This is a genomic window from Aeromonas sp. 25-AL00135, assembly GCF_054052385.1.
The window spans coordinates 146,454-168,869 of record NZ_JBSTYQ010000001.1; the positions used below are offsets into that span (position 1 = coordinate 146,454).

Here is a 22,416-nt window from a genome sequence, read left to right on the forward strand (position 1 = left end):
TAATTTAATCCCGCTGCGTGGGTGCATGATTTTCTGCTGACAGCCAACGGGAGGTGGCTGACGGGCCATTGGTATGGCCCGTCAGCACGGGGTTAACCCTGCTCCACTTGCAGCCAGATGGCGCACTGATAAGGGGCGAAGAGTGGCAGTGGTTCGCTCGGGTAATTGGCCAGCAGCAACCGCATCTCGTCTGTCACCTTGTCGAAGTGGGGCATCGGCAAGGGGTTCGCGGTGAGATTGGCGAGCAGCAGCAGGGTGTGCCGCTCTCCGCTGGCCGGATCCTGCCAGTGGCGGCGATAGCTGATGCGCTCGGGATCATCCCCATCCAGCAGTTCGAATTTGCCGTGACGAACGACAGGGTGAGCCTTGCGCAGGGCGATAAGCTGGCGATAGCAGTGAAACGGCGAGTCTGGACGGGCCAGCTGCTCGTCAGCATTTATCTCGACGTGGTTGGCATTGAGGGCAATCCAGGGTGTGGCCGTGCTGAAACCGGCGTGGGGGCCGCCGTCCCACTGCATCGGGGTGCGGGCGTTGTCGCGGCCGATGGCATCGAGCCGCCGACTCAGCTCGGCAGGAGCCAGCCCTGAGTGGCTGGCGCAGTAGTTGATGGCCTCCACATCGCGCAGCTCGCCCGGCTGCCAGTGGCGGTTGGTCATGGCGAGCTCCTCCCCCTGATAGATGAAGGGAGTGCCCTGCATCAGGTGCAACACCATGGCCCATAGCCTGGCGCTGGTTTCCCGCCACTCTGGTCTGTCGTCGCCAAAGCGGGAGACGGCGCGAGGCAGGTCGTGGCTGCCGAGAAACAGGCTGTTCCAGCCCTGCCCATGTAGCCCTTGCTGGTGGCGGGTCATGGCTCGCTTGAAGGCGAGGGGATCAAAGCGGGATGACCACTTGTCACTGCCCAGCCCCAGATGCTCGAAGTTGAACACCATGCTGAACTCGCTGCCATCGTGGTTCGAATAGTTCTGCATATGGGCGAGATCGGCCCCCCAGGTCTCCCCCACCGTAATGATCCCTTTGCCGCCGAAGCTCACGGCATTGAGCTCGCGGATATAGTCGTGCAGGCGCGGGCCATTGCTCATGGCCAGTCGGTCCCACTCCTTGCTCACCATGTCGATAACATCGAAGCGAAATCCCTTGATCCCTTTGCCCAGCCAGAAGTTGATCACCGCCGCCATCTCGGCGCGTACCGCCGGGTTATCCCAGTCCAGATCGGCCTGACTGGGATCGAAGTTGTGCAGGTAGTAGCGATCAAGCGCTGGCACATACTGCCAGCCGCTACCGCCAAAAATCGAGGTGATGGGGTGAGCATCGACAAAGGCTTGATCCCGGAATACGTAATAACCCTGATAACGGGGATCCCCGGCCAGTGCCTTCATAAACCACTCGTGCTCGGTGGAGGTGTGGTTGGCGACGATATCCATCATGATGCCGATGCCGTGGGCGGCCGCTTCGGCTATCAGCAGCTCCATCTCGGTCAGGGTGCCGAAGGCGGGGTCGATGGCACGGTAGTCCGCCACATCGTAGCCGTTGTCCCGTTTGGGGGAGCGATAGATGGGGGTGAGCCAGAGCATATCGACCCCGAGGGTGGCCAGATAGTCGAGGCGCTGACGGATGCCGTTGATATCGCCCATGCCGTCGCCATCGCTGTCCTGAAAACTCATGGGGTAGATCTGGTAGATGACGCAGCTATCGAGGTCGATATCGGGCGTGTGAAGGGAGTGCGTATTCATCAGCTTGGCCGGTTAGGGGAGAAGATTTTCTATCTTACGCAGATGAACGGGTACTCGACAGGGCAGGGGAAACCTTGAAAAGGGTTCCATAGTTGGCTGATTGCCAAAAGTGCGGGAAGGGTCACAAAGGTGCCATCCCGGGCCACGGCTGTGGTCGGGATGGCACGGCACTTAGCGTTGATGCTATGCAGGAATACAGGTTATTGAGCAGCCTTGGCCTGCTCGCTGCGCTGCTCCTGCTGGCGTTCTGCCTTCTCTTGTTGGCGCTCCGCTTGTGCTTCCAGCTCCTTGCCGAGGAAGTAGTTCAGGAAGGTGCGGATCACCGCAATGATGGCGAGGCGGATCAGCTCCTCCTTGCTCGGCGCGATCGTGGTGGCCAGGATGTCGGCGGCCAGCTGGAACTCCAGCGCCAGAATAAGCCAGCTGCCAAAACAGAGGCGAATGCGCGGAAAGCCGGGTTGGTGATCCCGCACTCTTGCCGCCAGCCAGAGGGTCTTGCCAAGGCCAATGACCACACAGGCGATGGAGATGGTCTCCAGCAGCAGCTGGAACAGCTCGACCCCGTGCATCATCCCCTCTTTCAGGCTCGCTATCTCAAACACTCGGGTCACCTCCCTGATTCAAAAGAGGACACTATTAACACATCGCTCGGCAAAGGCCAAATCCGGCTCAGGCAATCAGTTTGAATTCAATAACATAGAGCGGCGGCAGATCGGGGTAGATGTCGCGGATCACCTGTTTGAGCTCGGGGAGGGTCATGCTCTCCTGACGGGCGTGCTCGTCATTCAGTTCATCGAAGGCGACCGCCTTGACCGAGAGCACCTCTATGGTGCCAAAGGGCTGGTGCTCCGGGTTGGTGAACAGCGCCAGACGTTGGCCGGGCTGCCAGTTGGCCTCGCTCTCGTCGCGGATGGTGATGGTCTTGCGGCCCGCCTGAATGTCGGCGACGAAGCGGCTGAAGAAGGTGAATTCGGGATAGGGATGGGCTGACATGGTGACTCCTGACTGGGTGAATTGAAATGAGGTTAATGGAAATCAAAGATCGAGATAGGCGCGCAGCTTGGCCAGATCGGCGATGACGGGGCCGTCGCTGCTGTCGGCGACTATGCCCTGCTCGACCAGCTCCTTGAGGGCGCGGCGGTAGACCCGCTCTGTGGTGCCGAAGCGTGCTGCCTCGTGGGCCCGCTTGCGCGATCCCAGCATCGGAGTGCGCTGGCGCTCACGCCATAGCTCATAGGCGATGTTGTAGGCGATGGGGTGGAGCAGTCGGCTGGTGGTGATCTCCAGGGTATCGAGATAGTCGCTGGCAAGCGCGGCGGCAAAGAACAGGGTCAGCTCGGGTTCGGCCAGCAGCCGCTGGGCCAGCTTGTGGGCGCAGATGACCCGGGCATCCAGCTCGGTCTCGGCCACCACGTTCCACTGCACCGGGGTGGCGCTGAAGAACTCCATCTCACCGAAGATCTGGCTGTGGCACTCAATTTCGCCAAGCTGGAAGCGGCGGCCAGAGTGTACCGTACTGTTGAGGGAGACCCGGCCATGTTCGACCAGATAGAGCTGCTCGCTCTGCTCCCCCTGCCGCATGATCAATTCACCCGGCAGGTAGCGGCGCAGAAACAGGGTGCAGGCGTCGAGCGCCGCGGCAAAGCGGGGTTCCAGTTTGGCGAGTTCGGCGTGAAAACGGCCGAGGGGGTAGGGCTGTTGCTGCATGACTTGCCTGTCGCACCGGATGACGAGGGCCATGAGGCTAGCAAGAGTGCGGGCCGGATACCAGCCCGCACGGTAGCGGATGTGCCGCAGTTAACGGTTTGCGCTTTATTGCACCAACGCGTGGAGGGCAGCGGCGATGGCGTGCTGCTCACCGGCCATCATCGCCTGTTCGGCGCTGGCGTAGTCCGCCACCCCTTGTTGCACATCCTGCTCGAACAGCACCACGTTGCAGAGCACGGCGGCGACCCGCACCTTGCGCAGGCGACCCACGGTCAGCAGGGAGGCGGTCTCCATGTCAGCGCCGAGCACGCCACGGGCATGCCAGTAGCGGCACACCTCCTGCTCGTCATCTCGATAGAAGCTGTCGTGGGAGCGTACCAGCCCGTGCCAATGAGGCTGGCTGCCGGTCGCTAAATGGTTGAGCAAGGCGGCCTGCAGCCAGATATCGGCGCAGGCGGGGTACTCGGCGGGCAGATAGGCCTGTGAGGCGCCCTCATTGCGAATCGCCCCTTCCACCACGATAAGGTCGCCCAGCCCGATGTCGTGTTGCAGGGCACCGGCGGAGCCGACCCGAATGAGCGAGTGGGCACCGGCTTGCACCAGCTCCTCCAGCGCGATGATGGCCGAGGCGCCGCCGATGCCGGTGCTGCAAACCGTGATGGGCAGCCCCTGATAGCGGCCGTTGATGAGGCGAAACTCCCGGTTTTGCCCCAGCACTTCACACTGTTCGAGCTGGCTGGCGATGCGGTCGACCCGGGCCGGGTCGCCGCACAACACCACCCGCTCGGCAATCTGGTCGGGGCGGCATTGAAGATGGGGTAATAGCGGCATAGCTTACAGACCTTGTGGCTGGCGCTTGGCGGCAATCACCCAGAGGCGAGTGCCGTTGGCGGCGATAAACAGCAGGATCAGGTACTCCAGCGACATGGCGTAGACGCCCTGCGCGGCATAGACACCGATGCTGATGATGTTGATGACGACCCAGAGGATCCAGTTCTCCACGTATTTGCGGGTCATCAGGATCTGGGCGACGACCGAGAGCACCGTCATGCTGGCATCCCAGAACGGGAAGGCATCGGGGGAGGGCTCGGGGATGGCAAGGTTGGCACCAAACAGGTTGAGCAGGGAGACCGAGGTGCGCGCCAGGGTGGCGAAGACCGGGTCGATATAGCGGGTCAGCAGGGCGATGGCCAGCACGCTCATGGCGGCGGTCATTATCAGCTTGGATTTGCTGAGCCAGCGGATCTGCAGGGTATCCCCCTGATCGTTGGCCGGGCGGGTCCAGGCGTACCAGCCGTAGACGTTGGCGCAGAAGAAGAACAGCTGCAGCATCAACAGTCCGTAGAGCTGGATCTGGAAGAAGATGATGGCAAACAGGGTGACGTTGATCAGACCAAACAGGTAGTTGATGGTTTTCTCCTGACTGGCGAACCAGATACAGGCCAGACCAAACAGGGTGCCGATGGCTTCAATCCATGACATGGCATAGCCGCCACCCAGCGGTATGGTCACTAGGGTGTTATTGATGCTGAACAGCTCGAATATGCTCATTTTCTGATCCTTGGACATGAGGGTTAGTATGCGAGGGCGCCATTCTAAGGGGTGAGGGGGAGGAGGGGCAGGACTTTTGTCCGCCCCGTACTTGGCCCATATCAAAGAAATCGCCGCTGCTGCCCGGTTATTCCAGCAGTGATGGGTTATGGTGCCCCGATGGGCCGGACTTTATTGATATGTCACAAGATGATAGCGCCATGGCTGTGGTCTGATAGAGTCCACTCTCCGGGAGGAGAATCACGTGATAAAAGGAGGTTGCATTGAATTCCGAGCTTGTCTGGGTGCTCTGTCTGCTGGCTGGCGCCATCTATCTCTTCATGACCAACAAGGTGCGCATGGATGTGGTCGCCCTGTTGATCATTATCCTCTTTGTGCTGAGCGGCACCCTCACCCTGCCGGAGGCGCTGGCGGGCTTTAGCGATCCCAACGTTATCCTGATTGCCGCCCTGTTTGTGGTGGGTGAGGGGCTGGTGCGCACCGGCATCGCCTATCAGGTGGGGGATGCATTGGTGAAGGTGGCGGGTAGCAGCGAGACCAAGCTGCTGGTGTTGCTGATGGTAGCGGTGGCGAGTCTGGGTGCTGTGATGAGCAGCACCGGAGTGGTGGCCATCTTTATCCCGGTGGTGCTGAGCGTGGCGAACCGGATGGGGATCCCGGCCGGTCGCCTGATGATGCCCCTCGGTTTTGCCGGGCTGATCAGCGGCATGATGACGCTGGTGGCCACGCCCCCCAACATGGTGGTCAACAGTGAGCTGATGCGCCACGGCATTCACGGCTTCGGGTTCTTCGATTTCACCCCGATGGGCGTGCTGATCCTGGGGCTGGGCATCCTCTACATGCTGCTGGTGCGCGGCTCCATGGTGGGCGAAGGGGAAGAGGGCAAGGGCAAGCCGACCGGGCGCCGCACCCTGCGAGATCTCATTCGAGACTACCGATTGGCCGGTCGGGCCCGTCGTCTGGCGCTGCGGCCGGACTCCCCGCTGATTGGCCATACCCTGGATGAGCTGCAACTGCGTGCCCGTTATGGTGCCCACGTCATCGGGGTGGAGCGCTGGCGCAAGTTTCGCCGGGTGATGGTGCCGGTGTCCGGGATCAGTGAGTTCCAGGCCAAGGATGTGCTGCTGATCGACATGTCAGACCCCGAGGTGGATGTGCGGACGTTTTGCAGCGAAGCGCGGCTCGAACCCATGATCCTGCGCGGGGAGTACTTCTCCGATCAGGCGCGGGAGGTGGGGATGGCCGAGGTGTCGCTGATCCCTGAGTCCAAGCTGCTGGGTAAAAGCGTGCGTGAGGTGACCTTCCGCTCCAGCTATGGTCTGAGCGTGGTGGGGCTGCGCCGCGACGGTGAAGCGCTGGCAGGCAAGCTGGTGGACGAGCCGCTGCAGATGGGGGATACCCTGCTGGTGGTAGGAAACTGGAGCCACATCAGACAGTTGCAGACCCATAGCCGCGACTTTCTGCTGATGGGGTTGCCCGCTGAAGTGGACGAGATGGCCCCCGCCCGCAGCCAGGCCATTCATGCCATCTTCTGTCTTGGAGTAATGATACTGCTGATGGTGACCGATCCGGTGCCCAACGTGATTGCCGCGCTGATCGCCTGTCTGCTGATGGGCAAGTTTCGCTGCATCGATATGGAGAGTGCCTACAAGTCGATCCACTGGCCGACCCTGATCCTCATCGTCGGCATGCTCCCCTTCGCGCTGGCGCTGCAAAAAACCGGCGGGGTGGATCTGATCGTCGGTGGCCTGATCAATGCGGTAGGGGAGATGGGGCCGCGGGTCATGCTGGCCAGCCTGTTTGCCCTCTGCGCGGTGATCGGGCTCTTTATCTCCAACACGGCGACGGCGGTATTGATGGCGCCTATTGCGCTGGGCACGGCCCAGCAGATGGGGGTATCGCCCTATCCGTTTGCCATGACCATTGCCATCGCCGCCTCGGCCGCTTTTATGACGCCGGTCTCGTCACCGGTGAATACCCTGGTGCTGGGGCCGGGCAACTACAAGTTTGCCGATTTTATCCGTATCGGGGTGCCATTCACCCTGTTGGTGATGGCGGTCAGCGTGGTAGCGATCCCCTGGTTCTTCCCGTTCTGATAACCGGGATGATGAATGTGTGCACCAGCGGCCTGCGGGCCGCTTTTTTATGGCCGGGAGACAAGAGTGGCAAGGCGTGATCGGAATCAGTGAAGAGTGACGTGAACGGGAATTAACGTGGAGCTGGGTTAATAGAGGAGCGAGAGAAAAACTGGGGAGAGGCAAATTTCAGACACAAAAAAACCAGCGTGAGCTGGTCTGTTTGGTACTGCTATTAATGGTGCGGAAGGAGAGACTCGAACTCTCACGCCTAGGGCGCCAGAACCTAAATCTGGTGCGTCTACCAATTTCGCCACTTCCGCAATATTAATGGTGGCTATGACGGGATTCGAACCTGTGACCCCCGCATTATGAGTGCGATGCTCTAACCAACTGAGCTACATAGCCGTTTGTTATCGACCACTGATGTGGAAGAGAACAGAAAAATGGCTGGGGTACTAGGATTCGAACCTAGGGATGGCGAGATCAAAACCCGCTGCCTTACCGCTTGGCGATACCCCAACAGAAATAATGGTGGCTATGACGGGATTCGAACCTGTGACCCCCGCATTATGAGTGCGATGCTCTAACCAACTGAGCTACATAGCCGTTTGTTATCAACCACTGATGTGGAAGAGAACAGAGAAATGGCTGGGGTACTAGGATTCGAACCTAGGGATGGCGAGATCAAAACCCGCTGCCTTACCGCTTGGCGATACCCCAACAGCGTTCCTCAACAGTCGCGAGACTGGCAAAGAACTTTTAAAAATGGCTGGGGTACTAGGATTCGAACCTAGGGATGGCGAGATCAAAACCCGCTGCCTTACCGCTTGGCGATACCCCAACTAGAGATGGTGGCTATGACGGGATTCGAACCTGTGACCCCCGCATTATGAGTGCGATGCTCTAACCAACTGAGCTACATAGCCAACCTTGCTTCCGGTGAGTCGTTACCTCGTCACCGTGCGGGCCGAATTATGCGTATCTGGCTCTGGGGCGTCAACCCTTTTTTTGCCAGAAAAACGCAATTTGAGTGCGTTTGACCAGTTATTGGTCTCTGTTGCGCAAAAGCCCAACAATCTGGTTTTTTTTAAGACATTGCCATTATTGCCCGGGCAATGGCAGATAAAAAACAGGCCAGCAAATGCTGGCCTGTCATGGGATTAGACGTTGAACAGGAAATTCATGATATCGCCATCTTTGACGATGTAATCTTTCCCTTCAGCGCGCATCTTGCCCGCTTCCTTGGCGCCTTGCTCACCCTTATAGTTGATAAAGTCTTCAAAGGCGATGGTTTGGGCGCGAATAAAGCCTTTTTCAAAGTCAGTGTGGATCTTGCCAGCCGCTTGCGGGGCAGTGGCGCCGACCGGAATGGTCCATGCACGCACCTCTTTCACGCCAGCGGTGAAGTAGGTCTGCAGGTTGAGCAGCTGGTAGCCGGAGCGGATCACGCGGTTCAGGCCCGGCTCTTCGATACCAAGGTCAGCCATGAACTCGGCGCGATCTTCGTCGTCCAGTTCGGCAATGTCGGCTTCGATGGCACAGCAGACCACGACCACGACCGCGTTCTCGGCGGCGGCGATTTCACGCACCTTGTCCAGATAGGGGTTGTTCTCGAAGCCATCTTCCGCCACGTTGGCGATATACATGGTTGGTTTCAGGGTCAGGAAGTTGAGGTGGCTGACAGCGGCCAGCTCTTCTTTATCCAGCTTCATGCCGCGGATCATCTGGCCGTTTTCCAGTGCGACCTTGATCTTCTCCAGGGTTTCGACTTCCAGCTTGGCATCCTTGTCGCCGCCTTTGGCACGCTTGGACTGACGGTGAATGGCACGCTCGCAGGCGTCCAGATCCGACAGGGCGAGCTCGGTGTTGATCACTTCGATATCGTCAGCGGGAGAGACCTTGCCGGCAACGTGAATGATGTTTTCGTCGTCGAAGCAGCGCACTACGTGGCCGATCGCTTCGGTTTCACGGATGTTGGCCAGGAACTGGTTACCCAGACCTTCACCCTTGGAGGCACCGGCAACCAGACCGGCGATGTCGACGAATTCCATGGTGGTCGGCACAACGCGCTGCGGATTGATGATGGCAGCCAGCTGATCGAGGCGGGGATCCGGCATCGGCACCACACCAGTGTTCGGCTCGATGGTGCAGAACGGGAAGTTGGCGGCTTCGATACCGGCCTTGGTCAGCGCGTTGAACAGGGTGGATTTGCCTACATTGGGCAGGCCCACGATACCGCATTTAAAACCCATGGATTGTTACCTTACTTGATGGATGCTGTTGGGGGTCGCCCGCAGGCGGCCCATGTCATGCTTGTTCTGGTCGTTGCTCATGTACCGGCACAATGCCCGTACAGGGTCAAACCGACCTAACCCTTTTCAGCCTTGAAGCTGTGCAAGCGATTCATGGCCTTGGTCATATCTTGTTTGAACAGGATGTCGGTGGCGCGCAGGGACTCGTCCAGCGCGGCGTCGATCAGGTTCTGTTCACTGCTGGGGGCCTTGGTCAGGACGAAGCCTGCCACCTGCTCTTTGCTGCCGGGATGGCCGATCCCGAGACGCAGCCGGAAGAAGTTATTGTTGTTGCCCATCTTGGCGATGATGTCCTTGAGGCCGTTATGGCCACCATGACCACCACCCTGCTTGAACTTGGCGATGCCTGGCGGTAGATCCAGTTCGTCATGGGCCACCAGCATCGCTTCCGGCTCAATCTGATAAAAACGCGCCAGTGCGGCCACCGCCTTGCCAGAGAGGTTCATATAGGTGTTCGGGATGAGCAACCGCACATCCTGCCCCTCGACCAGGATGCGGGCAGTATGGCCGAAGAACTTGGGTTCTTCACGCAGGCTGACATTGTGCCAGCGGGCCAGTTGCTCCACATACCAGGCGCCCGCATTGTGGCGGGTCTTGGCATATTCCGGGCCGGGGTTGCCCAGTCCGACGATCAGTTTGATTTCGCTTGTCACGCTTGATGTCTTCACTCGCAGCTGCCGTGGGCACACTACCCAGGGCAATAGGACGCAATATTCTAGCCGCCGAGTGGCGATCACTCAACCAATGCGCATGTTATGGCGGGATTTGCAGCATTATTGCGGGCAATGGGTGGCTAACGGTGGGCAAACGGGCCTCTTGCAAGAGGCCCGTTTCAGTTTACCGATGGATTGTGCCCGGTTGACTACCGTCGTTATTTGGCACGCCGCAGGGTGACGGTCTCTTCATCCAGTGCGGTCAGGGTGGGACGGGCATCGCGCACATACTCCACGAAAGACGCTGCATCGGTGCCGCAATCCACGCCGCTGGCTTTGCAATCGAGGGGCTGGCCCGGGGCATAGACGGCGCTCAGCAGCTCGCCGTTTTGTACCACCTTCAGCACCGGGAAGGCGGTCAGCTTGCCATTGACGCTGGCGATATCGACCCGCTCGCTCTTCTGGCGCTGGGCATTGGCCAGTGCTTGCCAGCCATCGTTGCCGTTGGCGCTGTAGGCGTTCATCACCACCCGATAGTGCTGGCTATCCACCAGATCTTGCCACTCGCCGCTTGCGGTCTTGCGCTGCAATTGGGTCAGGGTGCCCGCCTTGCCTGCGTCGGTCTCCTGGAAGGTGTAACGCAGGTGGCCGCCATAGGGGAACTTGCCTGCATGGGCGCTGGCGGGCAGGGTGGCGGTGATGGTCTCGGTCAGCAGGGCGCGTACCTCGGCGCCAGTCAGGGTCAGCACCGAGAGCTGGTTCTTGAACGGCAGCAGGGTGAGGGCACTATCCCCCTCGCGCCATTCGCCAGCGGGCAGGTCGGCGCGCACGCCGCCCACTGCCACCAGAGCGAAGTCGACCGGGCCGCCGGTCAGGGCTTGCACTGCAGGGGTATTGGCCCAGTAGAACTCCCCTTCGGCAACCAGCGGCGCTACATCTGAGCCGTGGCTGTCGCTGCCGTTGTCACCGGGACGACGGGCATTTTGCAGCTGCTCGGGGATGGTGCCGATCACCGGGCCGTAGGCTTTCTCCAGCGCCGGTTTGTAGTGGCTGTCGATGATGCCGCGCAGGCGCGGATCTTCATCCACGGTCACCAAATTGGGCTGGTTGTCGACAAACTGGCTCGCCTCTTTGCTGCGGGCGTCGTCGAGGGGCTGCTTGCGCGCCGCATCGGCGAAGAAGTCGCGGCTGGCCAGCAGGCTGTTGTGGCCCTGGCAGTCGGTCACCTGACCCTGGCTGTCAAAGGTCACCTGTGCCAGACCGATGGCCTGGGCGTAGGAGCCTGCCTGCACCACGCAGGTTTTGCCGATGCCATCCGGATTGGTCACCAGCTTGGCGTAATCGCCGGTCTTGCCCCAGCCAATGTTGCGAAAATCGCCGAGCAGGCTGTGGGAGTGGCCACCGACTATGGCATCGAGGCCGTTTACCTTGGCGGCCAGCGCCAGATCCCGCTCGTTGCCGATGTGGGTGAGCGCCACGATCTGATGGATCCCCTTGGCTTGCAGCATGTCGACCGTGGCCTGAGCCGAGGCGACCTCCTTGCCAAAGCGCAGTTTGCCGACGTTGGGGGCGATATTGCCCATGTCTTCCAGCACCAGACCGATGACGGCGACCAGCTGTTTGCCTTGCGGCAGGTTGTCGAGATCGGTGACCGGGCTCTTCTGGTTGCCGTCAAAGGCGTAGACCACGAAGGGCTTGAGGTTGTCAGCCTTGCTGAGGGCTGGATCGGCCTTGGTGTCGAGGTTGGCGGCCAGAACCGGGAAGTTGACCCCCTCGATGAAGCGGGCCAGCTTCTGGTTATCCAGATCGAACTCGTGGTTGCCAAGGGCCATGGCATCGAGGCCGAACTGGCTCAGCAACTCGGCGTTGGCCATCCCCTCGTTGAGTTTGAAGTAGCCGCTGCCCTGCCAGGCATCGCCGCCGTGCAGCAGCAGCAAGGCGTGGTTCTGGGCCAGCGCATCGGCCTGATAGGCTTTCGCCATGGTCAGCAGGCGCGGATAACCGCCAAAGCGGGTATAGAGGGTGTCCGTCTCCCCCTGCTGGGCAAAGATCTGCCCTTTGATCTCGGCATTGACCGGATCAAACTGGGAGTGGGTGTCGTTCATGTGAGCCAGGGTCAGCACGAAGGGCGGGTTTTCTTTGACGGGCTGACAGGCGAACAGGGCGGAGGTGAGGGTCGCGAGCAGGAGGGGACGCAAGCAATTCATGGGTAAATCCTTAAGCCTGCCGGGGGCAGGGTCGTACCAGATAGCAGAAAGTTGGAAAGAGAAGGTCCAGAAAGACGAAAACCGCCTGATGGCGGTTTTCGTTATTGCTGAATCTATCAATGCTCAAACATGGCAGAGATGGACTCTTCGTTGCTGATGCGACGAATGGCTTCGGCCAGTACAGTTGACAGAGTCAGCTGCTTGACCTTGCCTACCGCTTTCATCTCCGCAGTGAGCGGGATGGAGTCGGTGATGATCAGTTCATCGATCACGGAGTTCTTGATGTTCTCGACGGCGGAACCGGAGAAGACCGGGTGGGTAGCGTAGGCGAATACACGCTTGGCACCGCGCTCTTTCAGGGCCTCTGCGGCTTTGCACAGGGTGCCGCCGGTGTCGATCATGTCATCAACGATGATGCAGTCGCGGCCTGCAACGTCACCGATCAGGTGCATGACCTGGGAGACGTTCGGGCGGGGACGGCGCTTGTCGATGATGGCGATGTCGGTGTCATCCAGCAGCTTGGCGATGGCGCGGGCACGCACGACGCCACCGATGTCCGGGGAGACAACGACAGGAGACTCGAGGTTCTTGGACTTCATGTCTTCCAGCAGCACCGGGCTACCGAACACGTTGTCTACCGGAACGTCGAAGAAACCTTGAATTTGCTCGGCATGCAGGTCAACGGTCAGCACGCGATCCACACCGACGCTGGAGAGGAAGTCAGCGACAACCTTGGCGGTGATGGGTACACGGGCGGAGCGGACACGGCGGTCCTGACGGGCATAACCAAAGTAGGGGATAACGGCAGTGATACGGCCAGCTGAAGCACGACGCAGAGCATCCACCATGACGATCAATTCCATCAAATTGTCGTTGGTCGGGGCACAGGTGGATTGAATGATGAAGATATCGCCACCACGTACATTCTCATTGATCTGTACGCTGATCTCGCCGTCGCTAAAGCGACCTACGGCAGCATTGCCGAGTTTGATAAACAGGCGATCTGCGATCTTCTGGGCTAGTTCCGGCGTTGCGTTACCAGCAAACAGCTTCATGTCAGGCACGGTTTGAAACCTCGGGGTTGCATCCAGTATGTGGGGGAGTCTGAAATCAGACCCTATCGTTTTGGGGCAAACGATTTATCAAGATAACGTACAAGGTGTCTGCTGCCCAATGAATGTGATGATACCGGTAACCCGAATCCGTGGCCGAGTGCAAAACCGGCCACGTTAATCATCATCAATACCGTTCGGTAAAATTGGCTGGGGTACTAGGATTCGAACCTAGGAATGGCGAGATCAAAACCCGCTGCCTTACCGCTTGGCGATACCCCAATCATTTGAACTGTTGCAATGTGGAGAAGAGAGGTGATATGTTCTCGCCCTTGGCGACAAACCCATCAAGTCCCTTCGGCACGCAGGCCAACACTTCCCGAGCAGTCACTTCGTCTTCAAATTGAGCAAAGACGCAGGCTCCTGTGCCCGTCATTCTTGACGGCGCGTATTCTAGCAACCAGCCGAGCGCATTGGCAACCTCGGGGTGGCGCTTTTTCACCAGTGATTCGCAATCGTTTTTCCACTCGCCTTCCAGCAGGTTGTCCAGCGCCATTTTTGGCGTGGCTCTCGGCAGGTCCGGATCCTGGAATACGGCCGCGGTCGCTACATGGCAATCGGGCTTGAGTACCAGATACCAGGCATCGGGCAGTTCGACCGGTTGCAGCCGCTCGCCCACCCCTTCGGCAAAGGCCGCCTTGCCACGGACAAACACCGGCACATCGGCCCCCAACTGGACGCCAAGTGCTGCCAGTTCATCTTCACTCAAACCCGCCTGCCAGAGGTGGTTAAGCGCCACCAGCGTGGTCGCTGCATCGGACGAACCGCCGCCAATGCCGCCGCCCATGGGTAGCACTTTCTCCAGCCGGATATGGGCACCTTGCGGGCTCGGCAGAGTTGCCTGGAGCAGCCGCGCCGCCCGAATAATTAGATTCTGCTCATCCGGCACACCGGGAATGGCCGGGCTCAGGGTGAGAGTGTCGCTATTCGGTATCACCTCGAACTCGAGCCAGTCGCTGTGGTTGAGGAAGATAAACAGGGTCTGCAGCTCGTGATAGCCATCGGGACGACGGCCATTGACGTGTAAAAACAGGTTGAGTTTGGCCGGTGCCGGCCAGCGTGTGGAAGCCATTAACGTGCAAGAGTCCATTGGTTGATCTGAAGCTTGAGGCGGCTGTTCTGGCCAGTCATGGTCAGCTGGTGCGGCAGGCGGTAGCCATCCTGATCCCGATAATCGCCATAGACGATCTGCCACCGGCCGTCGCGCACGCTGGCCAGACTGCTGTCGGGGTTGAGTTCAAACTCCGCCTGACCCGGCAGCCCCTTGATCCACTCTGGCAATCCAGCAACCGGAATATTCCAGCCGGTCAGTTGATAGATGAGTGCTTCGGCATCCTGGCTCTGGTGGCGATTGCCGTCGCTGTCGAGCAGGGTGATCTCCCCCTTGCTGCGGGAGAGCTCCAGAATGCTGGTGCCGATCAGGCTGGTGAGGTTGAGGCGATAATCCTCCCCATCCTGCTGCCAGTTGAGACGGGCGCTGCCCTTTTGCTGGGGGGTGATGATAGCCATCTTGCCGGAGAGCTGCCAATGGGTCAGCTGCTCGAGGCGGGCCCGCTCCTGGTTCCAGTTCACCTGGTCACGCTGGGGCTGGGTGGTGGCACAACCGGCCAGCAACAGCAGGCAGGTGACGGTAAAAATACGTAGCAGCAAGAGACGGCTCCAGAGAGAGGAATTTGCCACAGTATACGGGGCGGCCGTATTGCTTTTAAAGACTTACCCTTTCTCGTACAATTGGCAGCCTTTGCACCCAGCGTATGAAATGATCGTCGCCCACTCATGAGTTTGCTTGCCCTCGGAATCAACCACAACACCGCCAGTGTCGCCTTGCGGGAACGGGTCGCCTTTGGCCCGGACTGCATCGATCGCGCCTTGCGTGAGCTGGTGAGCCAACCCGGTGTCAGCGAGGCGGTGATCGTCTCCACCTGCAACCGGACCGAACTCTATTGCAATCTGGAGGAGGCGCGGCAGGAGCAAGTGCTGCGCTGGCTGCAGCAGTTCCACGGGCTGGACGCTGCCGAACTGGTCACAGCCATCTATCAGCATCACGATGAAGAGGCGGTGCGCCACCTGATGCGTGTAGCGTGCGGGCTCGACTCGCTGGTGCTGGGGGAGCCGCAGATCCTGGGGCAGATCAAGCAATCCTACGCCCATGCCCAGCAGGCGGAGTCGGTGAAGGGGGCGCTGGAGCGGCTGTTCCAGAAATCTTTCTCGGTGGCCAAACGGGTGCGTACCGATACCGAGATTGGCGCGAGCGCCGTATCGGTGGCTTTTGCTGCTGTCAGCCTTGGCCGCCGTATCTTTGCCGATCTCTCCCAGACCAAGGTATTGCTGGTCGGTGCTGGCGAAACCATCGAGCTGGTGGCCCGCCATCTGCGCGAACAGAACGTGACCCAGATGATGGTGGCCAACCGGACGCTGCAACGGGCCCAGACCCTGGCTGCCGAATTTGGCGCCCAGGTGATGACGCTCGAAGAGATCCCCGACTATCTGCACGAGGCGGATATCGTCATCAGTTCGACCGCCAGCCCCCTGCCCATCATTGGCAAGGGGATGGTGGAGCGCGCGCTGAAGGCCCGCCGCTTCAAACCCATGTTTCTGGTGGATATTGCCGTGCCGCGCGACATCGAAGCCGAAGTCGATGAGCTCTCCGATGCCTATCTCTACACGGTAGATGATTTGCAGGGGATCATTGAGCAGAACCTCGAAACCCGTAAACGGGCTGCCGCGCAGGCGGAAGTGATCGTGCAGGAAGAGCGCGACGAGTTTATGGGCTGGTATCGCGGCCAGAGCTCGGTCGACCTCATTCGCGATTACCGCCATCAGTCCCAGCAAGTGGCTGATGAAGAGTTGCAACGGGCCCTGTTGGCATTGGCGCAGGGCGAGAGTGCCGAACAGGCGCTCAAGGCGATGGCCCATCGCCTCACCAACAAGTTGATCCATGCGCCGACCCAGGCCCTGCGCCAGGCGGCCTCCCAGGGCGACGAGAGTGCGCTGTCCCGTTTGCGGCAGGCACTGGGGTTGTCACAAGAGTAATTTTTCGGGGCTACCATGCTGGTGGTCCCGTCCTCCATTTGAGATTGCAAGAGTTATGAATCCGTCACTGATCAGAAAGCTGGAAGGCCTCATCGAGCGCCACGAAGAAGTTCAGGCCATGCTCGGCGAGCCCGACGTGGTTTCGGATCAGGAGCGCTATCGCGCCCTGACCCGTGAATATGCCCAGCTGGAAGATATCGTTCACGCCTTCCAGCGTTTCCGTCAGGCGCAGGATGATCTGGAGACGACCCAGATGATGCTGGAAGAGGATGATGCCGACCTGCGCGAGATGGCGCAGGAGGAGCTGCCGCTCGCCAAGGCCAATCTGGAGGCGCTGGAGCAGGAGCTGCAAGTGATGCTGCTGCCCAAGGATCCCAAGGATGACAACAACTGCTATCTGGAGATCCGTGCCGGGGCAGGCGGTGACGAAGCTGCCATCTTCGCGGGCGACCTGTTCCGTATGTACTCCCGCTTTGCCGAGCGTCAGGGCTGGCGCGTCTCCATCGTCAGCTGCAACGACGGGGAATATGGCGGTTACAAGGAGGTCATCGCCAAGATCGACGGCGAGCGTGTCTATGGCCGTCTCAAGTTTGAATCCGGTGGTCACCGGGTACAGCGGGTGCCGGAGACCGAATCTCAGGGTCGGGTGCACACCTCCGCCTGTACCGTCGCGGTACTGCCGGAAGTGCCGGAAGCCGAGCAGATCGAGATCAACCCCTCCGATCTGAAGATCGACACCTTCCGCGCCTCCGGTGCCGGTGGTCAGCACGTCAACAAGACTGACTCGGCCATTCGCATCACCCACCTGCCGACCGGTCTGGTGGTGGAGTGTCAGGACGAGCGCTCCCAGCACAAGAACCGCGCCAAGGCGATGTCGGTGCTCTCAGCCCGACTGCAAGCGGCCGAGGATGAGCGCCACCGCGCCGCCGAGCAGAGCACCCGCCGCAATCTGGTGGGCTCCGGCGATCGCTCCGAGCGCATCCGTACCTACAACTACCCGCAGGGCCGCCTCTCCGAGCACCGCATCAACCTGACCCTCTATCGCCTCTCCGAAATTTTGGAAGGGGATCTGGACTGCGTCATCACCCCGCTGGTGCAGGAGTATCAGGCCGATCAGCTCGCCTCGCTGGCCGAGAACAACTGATGCAAATGGTGATCCGGCAAGCTCGCATTAAGTGTCGTGCCCATAAGGTGGAGTGGCACTGATGCAGATCCAGCAGGCCCGCGCCCATATCATGACTGTGTTGGCTGAGGGGGAGTCCCCCCGCGCCGACGCCGATGTACTGCTCTGCCATCTGCTCGGGTGTCGGCGCAGTTATCTGATGACCTGGCCCGAGCGTGCGCTGGATGCCGCCCAGCAGGCCACCCTGCAGGGGTGGCTGGTCCGTCGTCTCAACGGCGAACCCATCGCCCATCTCGTTGGCGAGCGGGAGTTCTGGTCGCTGCCCCTCAAGGTGAGCCCGGCGACCCTGATCCCGCGCCCCGATACCGAGGTGCTGGTCGAGCAGGCGCTGACCAGAATCCCGCAGGGGCTGTGCGCCGTGCTGGATCTGGGCACTGGCACCGGCGCCATCGCGCTGGCGCTCAAGTCCGAGCGGCCCGAAATCGATGTGTGGGCGGTGGATCGGATGGCCGATGCCGCGGCGCTGGCCCGCGAGAACAGCGCCGCGCTGGGGTTACCCATCGAGGTGCGCGACGGCAGCTGGTTCGAGCCCCTTGGCGAGCCGGATCGCGACAATACGCCACGTTTTGCGGTGATTGTTTCCAATCCCCCCTATATTGATGGCGCCGATCCCCATCTCGAGCAGGGTGACGTGCGCTTTGAACCCCGCTCGGCGCTGGTTGCCGATGACGCCGGGCTGGCCGATATCCGCCACATCGTGGCCCATGCTCCCGCTTATCTGCTGACCGATGGCTGGTTGCTGCTGGAGCATGGCTGGGATCAGGGGGAGGCGGTGCGTCAGTTGCTGCGCGATGGCGGTTACCGCGAGGTAGCCACGGTGCGCGATTACGGGGATAACGACAGGGTGACGCTGGGCCTCTGCCCGCTGCGCTGACAGCCCCTTACTGTTACACGGCGGGTTGCCTGTGCGCCCCCATGCAAGGATTGAATATGGTTTTTGTGCTCAAACACCTGCACCTCACCCTGATTGCCGGGGCTGTGCTGATGTTTATGCTCCGCTTCTACTGGGTACAGACCGCCACTGGCCGAGCCTATAGCGCGCCGGTGATGAAGGTCAGCGGCTGGCTCAACGGTCTGGTGGTACTCTCCGGCGTATTGCTCTGCATGGTGCTGGATCTCAACCCGCTCAATAACGGAACGCCCTGGCTCAGCGAGAAGCTGATGGCCATTCTGGTGCTGGTATTTCTGGCGGCGATGGCGCTGCGGCTGGCCAAAAGCAATCTGGTGCGCTGGTGCTCCTTTCTGGGGGCGCTCGGCTGGATCTACTTTATTGCCAAGTTGGCAGTGCTCAAACAGACGAGTGTGTTCGGCTAAGGCATGAAGAGAATGTTACACATAGACGAATGGACCGATTTCGAAGCCCACGACATCACCGAGCTGGCGTTGTCAGTCAGCGACGAGATTTATGGCTCGGTCGAGGAGGGGATCCGCGAGTTGAACCTGCTGGACGAGTGGCTGGACGAGCAGATCGAAGAGGGCACCTGTGACGAGGTGCGCCAGCAGTTGCTGCAAGGCTTCTACCACAGCCTCGGTTTTCATGGCGACTGGCAGGATTATTTCTCTGCCAACAACTGCGATCTCAATCAGGTGCTGGTTCAGCGCAAAGGGATCCCGGTCAGCCTCGGCATTCTCATCATCCAGCTGGGGCGCAAGCTTGGGCTCGATGTGGAGGGGATCTGCTTCCCCGGCCACTTCTTGGTGAGCTTTGCCGGTGGCGAGGGGGAGGTCTATGTCGACCCCTTTACCGGCGACGAGCTGAGCCTGGCCCGCATCGAGCTGCTGCTGCGCGGTGCGTTGGGGGACTTGGCGACCCTGACCCCCGACTACCTGCAGCCCTCCGGTCAGTGGGAGATCATCGAACGGCTGCTCAACGTCAGCAAGGGTGCCCTGCTGCGGGAAGATCGCATGCCCGAGGCACTACGCTGCAGCGAGCTGTTGCTGCGGATGAAGCCCGGCGATCCGCTGGAGACGCGGGATCGCGGCTTTATCTACGAGCAGCTCGATTGCCCGCGCCAGGCCGCCGACGATTTTGAATATTTTATTGAACAATGCCCGGACGATCCGGTGGCCGATGTGCTGAAAGTGCAGCTGGCTGCGCTGGATCTGAGCCCCAAGCCCCTCCATTAAGGGCGGCTTGAAACTAAACAGAAGAATATCAAGGCCGCTGCGTCCGGTCGCAACGGAGTAACTTGGCTTCAGGCCCCTTCATTAAGGATGTCTTGGAGTTGAAACAGAAGAATATCAAGGCCGCAGCGCTCGGCTGCAACGGAGTAACTTGGCTTCAGGCCCCTTCATTAAGGAAGTCTTAGATGGAACAGAAGAATATCAAGATCAACCAGATCGACGTTGCCAACGACAAACCGTTCGTGCTGTTTGGCGGCATGAACGTGCTGGAATCCCGCGACATGGCGATGGCGGTGTGCGAGAAGTACGTGGAAGTGACCAGCAAGCTGGGCATCCCGTTTGTCTTCAAGGCGAGCTGGGACAAGGCCAACCGCTCCTCCATCCACTCCTACCGCGGTCCGGGTCTGGAAGAGGGGATGAAGATTTTCCAGGAGCTGAAAGCGACCTTCGGCATGCCGGTCATCTCCGATCTGCACGAACCCCATCAGGCCAAGCCGGTCGCCGAGGTGGTTGACGTTATCCAGCTGCCCGCTTTCCTGGCGCGCCAGACTGATCTGGTGGAAGCCATGGCCCGCACCGGCAACGTCATTAACATCAAGAAGCCGCAGTTCCTAAGCCCAAGCCAGATGAAGAACATCACCGACAAGTTTGAGGAGTGCGGCAACGATCAGCTGATCCTCTGCGAGCGCGGTGCCAATTTCGGCTACGACAACCTGGTGGTGGACATGCTGGGCCTGGGCGTGATGAAGAAGAGCACCGGTGGCTATCCGGTGATCTTTGACGTGACCCACTCCCTGCAGTGCCGTGATCCGCTGGGTGCCGCCTCCGGTGGCCGTCGCGAGCAGGTGACCGAGCTGGCGCGCGCCGGCATGGCGGTCGGTCTGGCCGGTCTCTTTATCGAATCCCACCCGGATCCGAAGATTGCCCGTTGTGATGGCCCGAGCGCCCTGCCGCTGGAGAAGCTGGAAGGCTTCCTCAAACAGATGAAGGCCATCGATGACCTGATCAAGGGCTTCGAACCCCTCGATACCTCGGCCTGATCCCGACGCTGTCATGCCTGATGAAAATGCCCCGCAATGCGGGGCATTTTTTGATAAGGATGCGGTGACAAGCACGCATAAAAAAACGGCCAATCGGCCGTTTTTTTATGCTGATACCGCAAGTATCAGTTTTTCACTGCAGGGCGCTGATTACAGGCTCTGGGTGAAAGTACGGGTAACCACGTCACGCTGCTGTTCCGGGGTCAGGGCGTTGAAACGCACTGCGTAGCCAGATACACGGATGGTCAGCTGCGGGTACTTCTCCGGGTTTTCGATAGCATCTTCCAGAGTTTCGCGACGCAGCACGTTGACGTTCAGGTGCTGGCCACCTTCAACAGCAGGCTCAGCCTGAACCGGCAGTTCGCGGTATTCGAACTGACCCAGGTCAGCCAGTTGCACTTCTTGATCGGCAGCGAAAGCATCGCCTTTGACGCAGATGCAGCGAGCTTGTTGCTTCTCTTCGTCCAGCAGCCAGAAAGAGTTCAGCAGAGCGGTGTTGGCGGCCTGGGTGATTTGAATGCCTTTGATCATGGTATGACTCCTCAATGGGAACGCGAATCCAACTGTAAGGAAATTACCCTGATGTATTTAAGCTACCGTCGATGGCGATGACTTAAAGGGCCCTTGCCTTACACCTTTTCTTTGATGGGGTCATATATACCACGGTGGTAATATTACCAAAATTGATCTGGATCAATAAAATCAGACAAAGCGCCATTTCAATGGGATTAAATTATTGAGTTGAATCAAAAATAGGTCATTTTTCTGATTTTGTAAGATATCCAAATTATGCATCTTTTGTCTCGTTAATATAGTAATTTAACTACATCTTTTCGGCTTTTTCTGAGGTTAATTGAGGGGTTGGCTACACTCAGCAAAAAAAGCGAGGAGCGTGCTGGTGAATAATGGGTGGCGAAAGTGGGCATGGCTGGCCCTGTTCTGTTGCTGGGCAAGCAGTGTTGCGGTACGGGCCGAGACGGTGCGTATTGCTGTGGGCGAGTGGCCACCTTATATCAGTGAGGCGCTGCCCAATCAGGGCTTTCTCTGTGAGGTGGTGCGTCAGGCCTTTGCCGAAGAGGGGCTCGATGTCAGCTTTCACTTCTATTCCTGGGCCGAGGCTTACCGACTGACTCTGGAGGGGCGCTATGTGGTCACCATGCCCTGGTTTCGCTCCCGTGAGCGGGAGCAGCTTTTCTATCTCTCCGCCTCGCTCGGCCATTTCACCACTCGCCTGATGACGCTGACCGGTACGCCCGCGGTCAATCTGGGTGAGCTGAAACACGAGCCAGTCGGGGTGACCCGTGGCTACTTCTATGGCGATGGTTTTGCCGCTCGCCAAGCCGGGCTCACCCTCGAGTGGTCAGATTCCGATGAGGAGAGCATGGGCAAGCTGCTTGACGGGCGGATCCACTATCTGGTGATGGATGAGCAGGTGGCACAGACTCTGTTCCAGCAGGCGCTCGTTCGTCATCCCCAATCGCTGTCACTGACCGGTGCCGCCGACCCCATCTGGTCGCAACCGGGATACTTGCTGATGCGCAAGGCCGATCCAGAGGCGCGCCGTCTGATGCTGCTGTTCAATACCGGGCTGCGCAAGCTGGAGCGCTCGGGGCGCCTCGCCAGGCTCTGGAAAGCGTGAGCCACGGTTGCGTCTTGCGGGCTGGCCCCCTATCCTGAGCCCTT

Annotated in this window: 20 protein-coding genes, 8 tRNA genes and 1 pseudogene; 8 read left to right on the forward strand and 21 right to left on the reverse strand. The window is 59.7% G+C overall.

Annotated elements, in window-relative coordinates:
- Positions 1 to 92 precede the first annotated feature (92 nt).
- From ACW5XC_RS00660 to pnuC, 6 genes are all read right to left on the reverse strand, one after another.
- Entirely contained in the window at positions 93 to 1,733 is a 1,641-nt protein-coding gene (locus ACW5XC_RS00660) for an alpha-glucosidase (protein ID WP_042054550.1), read from the reverse strand.
- Positions 1,734 to 1,933: 200 nt separating this feature from the next.
- The gene (locus ACW5XC_RS00665) at positions 1,934 to 2,335 is read right to left on the reverse strand and encodes a DUF1622 domain-containing protein (RefSeq protein ID WP_042054549.1); all 402 of its coding nucleotides are present in this window, start codon (positions 2,333 to 2,335) and stop codon (positions 1,934 to 1,936) included.
- A gap of 67 nt (positions 2,336 to 2,402) precedes the next feature.
- On the reverse strand, positions 2,403 to 2,726 hold the full coding sequence (gene yqfB / locus ACW5XC_RS00670) for a N(4)-acetylcytidine aminohydrolase (protein ID WP_042054547.1): 324 nt from the start codon (positions 2,724 to 2,726) through the stop codon (positions 2,403 to 2,405).
- Between the two features lie 42 nt (positions 2,727 to 2,768).
- A complete protein-coding gene (locus ACW5XC_RS00675; protein WP_042054546.1) occupies positions 2,769 to 3,440 on the reverse strand; it encodes a Crp/Fnr family transcriptional regulator in 672 nt (223 codons plus the stop codon).
- 105 nt (positions 3,441 to 3,545) lie between these two features.
- The gene (locus tag ACW5XC_RS00680) at positions 3,546 to 4,271 is read right to left on the reverse strand and encodes a nucleoside phosphorylase (protein ID WP_042054545.1); all 726 of its coding nucleotides are present in this window, start codon (positions 4,269 to 4,271) and stop codon (positions 3,546 to 3,548) included.
- A gap of 3 nt (positions 4,272 to 4,274) precedes the next feature.
- A complete protein-coding gene (gene pnuC / locus ACW5XC_RS00685; protein WP_042054544.1) occupies positions 4,275 to 4,991 on the reverse strand; it encodes a nicotinamide riboside transporter PnuC in 717 nt (238 codons plus the stop codon).
- A gap of 263 nt (positions 4,992 to 5,254) precedes the next feature.
- On the opposite strand from pnuC, the gene ACW5XC_RS00690 reads away from it, so the two are divergent.
- Complete coding sequence (locus ACW5XC_RS00690; protein WP_042054543.1) at positions 5,255 to 7,087, forward strand: SLC13 family permease; 1,833 nt, start codon at positions 5,255 to 5,257, stop codon at positions 7,085 to 7,087.
- A gap of 218 nt (positions 7,088 to 7,305) precedes the next feature.
- On the opposite strand, the gene ACW5XC_RS00695 is transcribed toward ACW5XC_RS00690, so the two are convergent.
- The 14 genes and pseudogenes from ACW5XC_RS00695 to lolB form a co-directional block, all read right to left on the reverse strand.
- A tRNA-Leu gene (locus ACW5XC_RS00695) sits at positions 7,306 to 7,389 on the reverse strand.
- Positions 7,390 to 7,397: 8 nt separating this feature from the next.
- Positions 7,398 to 7,474: transfer RNA gene (locus ACW5XC_RS00700), tRNA-Met, on the reverse strand.
- 39 nt (positions 7,475 to 7,513) lie between these two features.
- Positions 7,514 to 7,588, reverse strand: a tRNA-Gln gene (locus ACW5XC_RS00705).
- Positions 7,589 to 7,598: 10 nt separating this feature from the next.
- A tRNA-Met gene (locus ACW5XC_RS00710) sits at positions 7,599 to 7,675 on the reverse strand.
- A gap of 39 nt (positions 7,676 to 7,714) precedes the next feature.
- A tRNA-Gln gene (locus ACW5XC_RS00715) sits at positions 7,715 to 7,789 on the reverse strand.
- Between the two features lie 46 nt (positions 7,790 to 7,835).
- Positions 7,836 to 7,910: transfer RNA gene (locus ACW5XC_RS00720), tRNA-Gln, on the reverse strand.
- A gap of 8 nt (positions 7,911 to 7,918) precedes the next feature.
- Positions 7,919 to 7,995: transfer RNA gene (locus ACW5XC_RS00725), tRNA-Met, on the reverse strand.
- Between the two features lie 234 nt (positions 7,996 to 8,229).
- Positions 8,230 to 9,321: a redox-regulated ATPase YchF gene (gene ychF, locus ACW5XC_RS00730; protein WP_005334961.1), complete on the reverse strand. Its 1,092-nt coding sequence runs from the start codon at positions 9,319 to 9,321 to the stop codon at positions 8,230 to 8,232.
- Between the two features lie 116 nt (positions 9,322 to 9,437).
- The gene (gene pth / locus ACW5XC_RS00735) at positions 9,438 to 10,034 is read right to left on the reverse strand and encodes an aminoacyl-tRNA hydrolase (protein ID WP_005334960.1); all 597 of its coding nucleotides are present in this window, start codon (positions 10,032 to 10,034) and stop codon (positions 9,438 to 9,440) included.
- A 218-nt stretch (positions 10,035 to 10,252) separates the two neighbouring features.
- The gene (locus ACW5XC_RS00740; protein WP_042054541.1) at positions 10,253 to 12,241 is read right to left on the reverse strand and encodes a bifunctional metallophosphatase/5'-nucleotidase; all 1,989 of its coding nucleotides are present in this window, start codon (positions 12,239 to 12,241) and stop codon (positions 10,253 to 10,255) included.
- Between the two features lie 116 nt (positions 12,242 to 12,357).
- On the reverse strand, positions 12,358 to 13,305 hold the full coding sequence (locus tag ACW5XC_RS00745; protein WP_005343846.1) for a ribose-phosphate pyrophosphokinase: 948 nt from the start codon (positions 13,303 to 13,305) through the stop codon (positions 12,358 to 12,360).
- 195 nt (positions 13,306 to 13,500) lie between these two features.
- Positions 13,501 to 13,575, reverse strand: a tRNA-Gln gene (locus tag ACW5XC_RS00750).
- Positions 13,555 to 14,425, reverse strand: a pseudogene (ispE, locus tag ACW5XC_RS00755) (4-(cytidine 5'-diphospho)-2-C-methyl-D-erythritol kinase). Before ispE ends, ACW5XC_RS00750 begins: the two are co-directional and overlap by 21 nt.
- Complete coding sequence (gene lolB / locus ACW5XC_RS00760) at positions 14,425 to 15,003, reverse strand: lipoprotein insertase outer membrane protein LolB (protein WP_042054539.1); 579 nt, start codon at positions 15,001 to 15,003, stop codon at positions 14,425 to 14,427. The pseudogene ispE and the gene lolB overlap by 1 nt, the downstream one beginning before the upstream one ends.
- Positions 15,004 to 15,129: 126 nt before the next feature.
- On the opposite strand from lolB, the gene hemA reads away from it, so the two are divergent.
- From hemA to kdsA, 6 genes are all read left to right on the forward strand, one after another.
- Entirely contained in the window at positions 15,130 to 16,386 is a 1,257-nt protein-coding gene (gene hemA, locus ACW5XC_RS00765) for a glutamyl-tRNA reductase (protein WP_042054538.1), read from the forward strand.
- A 55-nt stretch (positions 16,387 to 16,441) separates the two neighbouring features.
- Positions 16,442 to 17,530, forward strand: a complete 1,089-nt coding sequence (gene prfA, locus ACW5XC_RS00770; protein WP_042054536.1) for a peptide chain release factor 1 — start codon at positions 16,442 to 16,444, stop codon at positions 17,528 to 17,530.
- Between the two features lie 61 nt (positions 17,531 to 17,591).
- A complete protein-coding gene (gene prmC / locus ACW5XC_RS00775) occupies positions 17,592 to 18,443 on the forward strand; it encodes a peptide chain release factor N(5)-glutamine methyltransferase (protein ID WP_042054535.1) in 852 nt (283 codons plus the stop codon).
- 56 nt (positions 18,444 to 18,499) lie between these two features.
- The gene (locus tag ACW5XC_RS00780; RefSeq protein WP_005334939.1) at positions 18,500 to 18,883 is read left to right on the forward strand and encodes a SirB2 family protein; all 384 of its coding nucleotides are present in this window, start codon (positions 18,500 to 18,502) and stop codon (positions 18,881 to 18,883) included.
- A gap of 12 nt (positions 18,884 to 18,895) precedes the next feature.
- On the forward strand, positions 18,896 to 19,696 hold the full coding sequence (locus ACW5XC_RS00785) for a SirB1 family protein (protein ID WP_005362204.1): 801 nt from the start codon (positions 18,896 to 18,898) through the stop codon (positions 19,694 to 19,696).
- 182 nt (positions 19,697 to 19,878) lie between these two features.
- A complete protein-coding gene (gene kdsA / locus ACW5XC_RS00790; protein ID WP_005334937.1) occupies positions 19,879 to 20,733 on the forward strand; it encodes a 3-deoxy-8-phosphooctulonate synthase in 855 nt (284 codons plus the stop codon).
- A gap of 150 nt (positions 20,734 to 20,883) precedes the next feature.
- On the opposite strand, the gene grcA is transcribed toward kdsA, so the two are convergent.
- Positions 20,884 to 21,264, reverse strand: a complete 381-nt coding sequence (gene grcA / locus ACW5XC_RS00795) for an autonomous glycyl radical cofactor GrcA (RefSeq protein WP_005334936.1) — start codon at positions 21,262 to 21,264, stop codon at positions 20,884 to 20,886.
- A 367-nt stretch (positions 21,265 to 21,631) separates the two neighbouring features.
- Between grcA and ACW5XC_RS00800 the strand changes: the two genes are divergently transcribed.
- Positions 21,632 to 22,372, forward strand: coding sequence for a substrate-binding periplasmic protein (locus tag ACW5XC_RS00800; protein ID WP_042054533.1), 741 nt, complete (start codon positions 21,632 to 21,634; stop codon positions 22,370 to 22,372).
- Positions 22,373 to 22,416 lie beyond the last annotated feature (44 nt).

What these genes read in the sequence shown, in the direction of transcription:
- ACW5XC_RS00660 (WP_042054550.1), bottom strand. Translation starts at nt 1,733, where the DNA reads ATGAATACGCACTCCCTTCACACGCCCGATATCGACCTCGATAGCTGC.
- yqfB (WP_042054547.1), bottom strand. Translation starts at nt 2,726, where the DNA reads ATGTCAGCCCATCCCTATCCCGAATTCACCTTCTTCAGCCGCTTCGTC.
- ACW5XC_RS00675 (WP_042054546.1), bottom strand. Translation starts at nt 3,440, where the DNA reads ATGCAGCAACAGCCCTACCCCCTCGGCCGTTTTCACGCCGAACTCGCC.
- ACW5XC_RS00680 (WP_042054545.1), bottom strand. Translation starts at nt 4,271, where the DNA reads ATGCCGCTATTACCCCATCTTCAATGCCGCCCCGACCAGATTGCCGAG.
- pnuC (WP_042054544.1), bottom strand. Translation starts at nt 4,991, where the DNA reads ATGAGCATATTCGAGCTGTTCAGCATCAATAACACCCTAGTGACCATA.
- ychF (WP_005334961.1), bottom strand. Translation starts at nt 9,321, where the DNA reads ATGGGTTTTAAATGCGGTATCGTGGGCCTGCCCAATGTAGGCAAATCC.
- ACW5XC_RS00740 (WP_042054541.1), bottom strand. Translation starts at nt 12,241, where the DNA reads ATGAATTGCTTGCGTCCCCTCCTGCTCGCGACCCTCACCTCCGCCCTG.
- hemA (WP_042054538.1), top strand. Translation starts at nt 15,130, where the DNA reads ATGAGTTTGCTTGCCCTCGGAATCAACCACAACACCGCCAGTGTCGCC.
- prfA (WP_042054536.1), top strand. Translation starts at nt 16,442, where the DNA reads ATGAATCCGTCACTGATCAGAAAGCTGGAAGGCCTCATCGAGCGCCAC.
- prmC (WP_042054535.1), top strand. Translation starts at nt 17,592, where the DNA reads ATGCAGATCCAGCAGGCCCGCGCCCATATCATGACTGTGTTGGCTGAG.
- ACW5XC_RS00780 (WP_005334939.1), top strand. Translation starts at nt 18,500, where the DNA reads ATGGTTTTTGTGCTCAAACACCTGCACCTCACCCTGATTGCCGGGGCT.
- ACW5XC_RS00785 (WP_005362204.1), top strand. Translation starts at nt 18,896, where the DNA reads ATGTTACACATAGACGAATGGACCGATTTCGAAGCCCACGACATCACC.
- kdsA (WP_005334937.1), top strand. Translation starts at nt 19,879, where the DNA reads ATGGAACAGAAGAATATCAAGATCAACCAGATCGACGTTGCCAACGAC.
- grcA (WP_005334936.1), bottom strand. Translation starts at nt 21,264, where the DNA reads ATGATCAAAGGCATTCAAATCACCCAGGCCGCCAACACCGCTCTGCTG.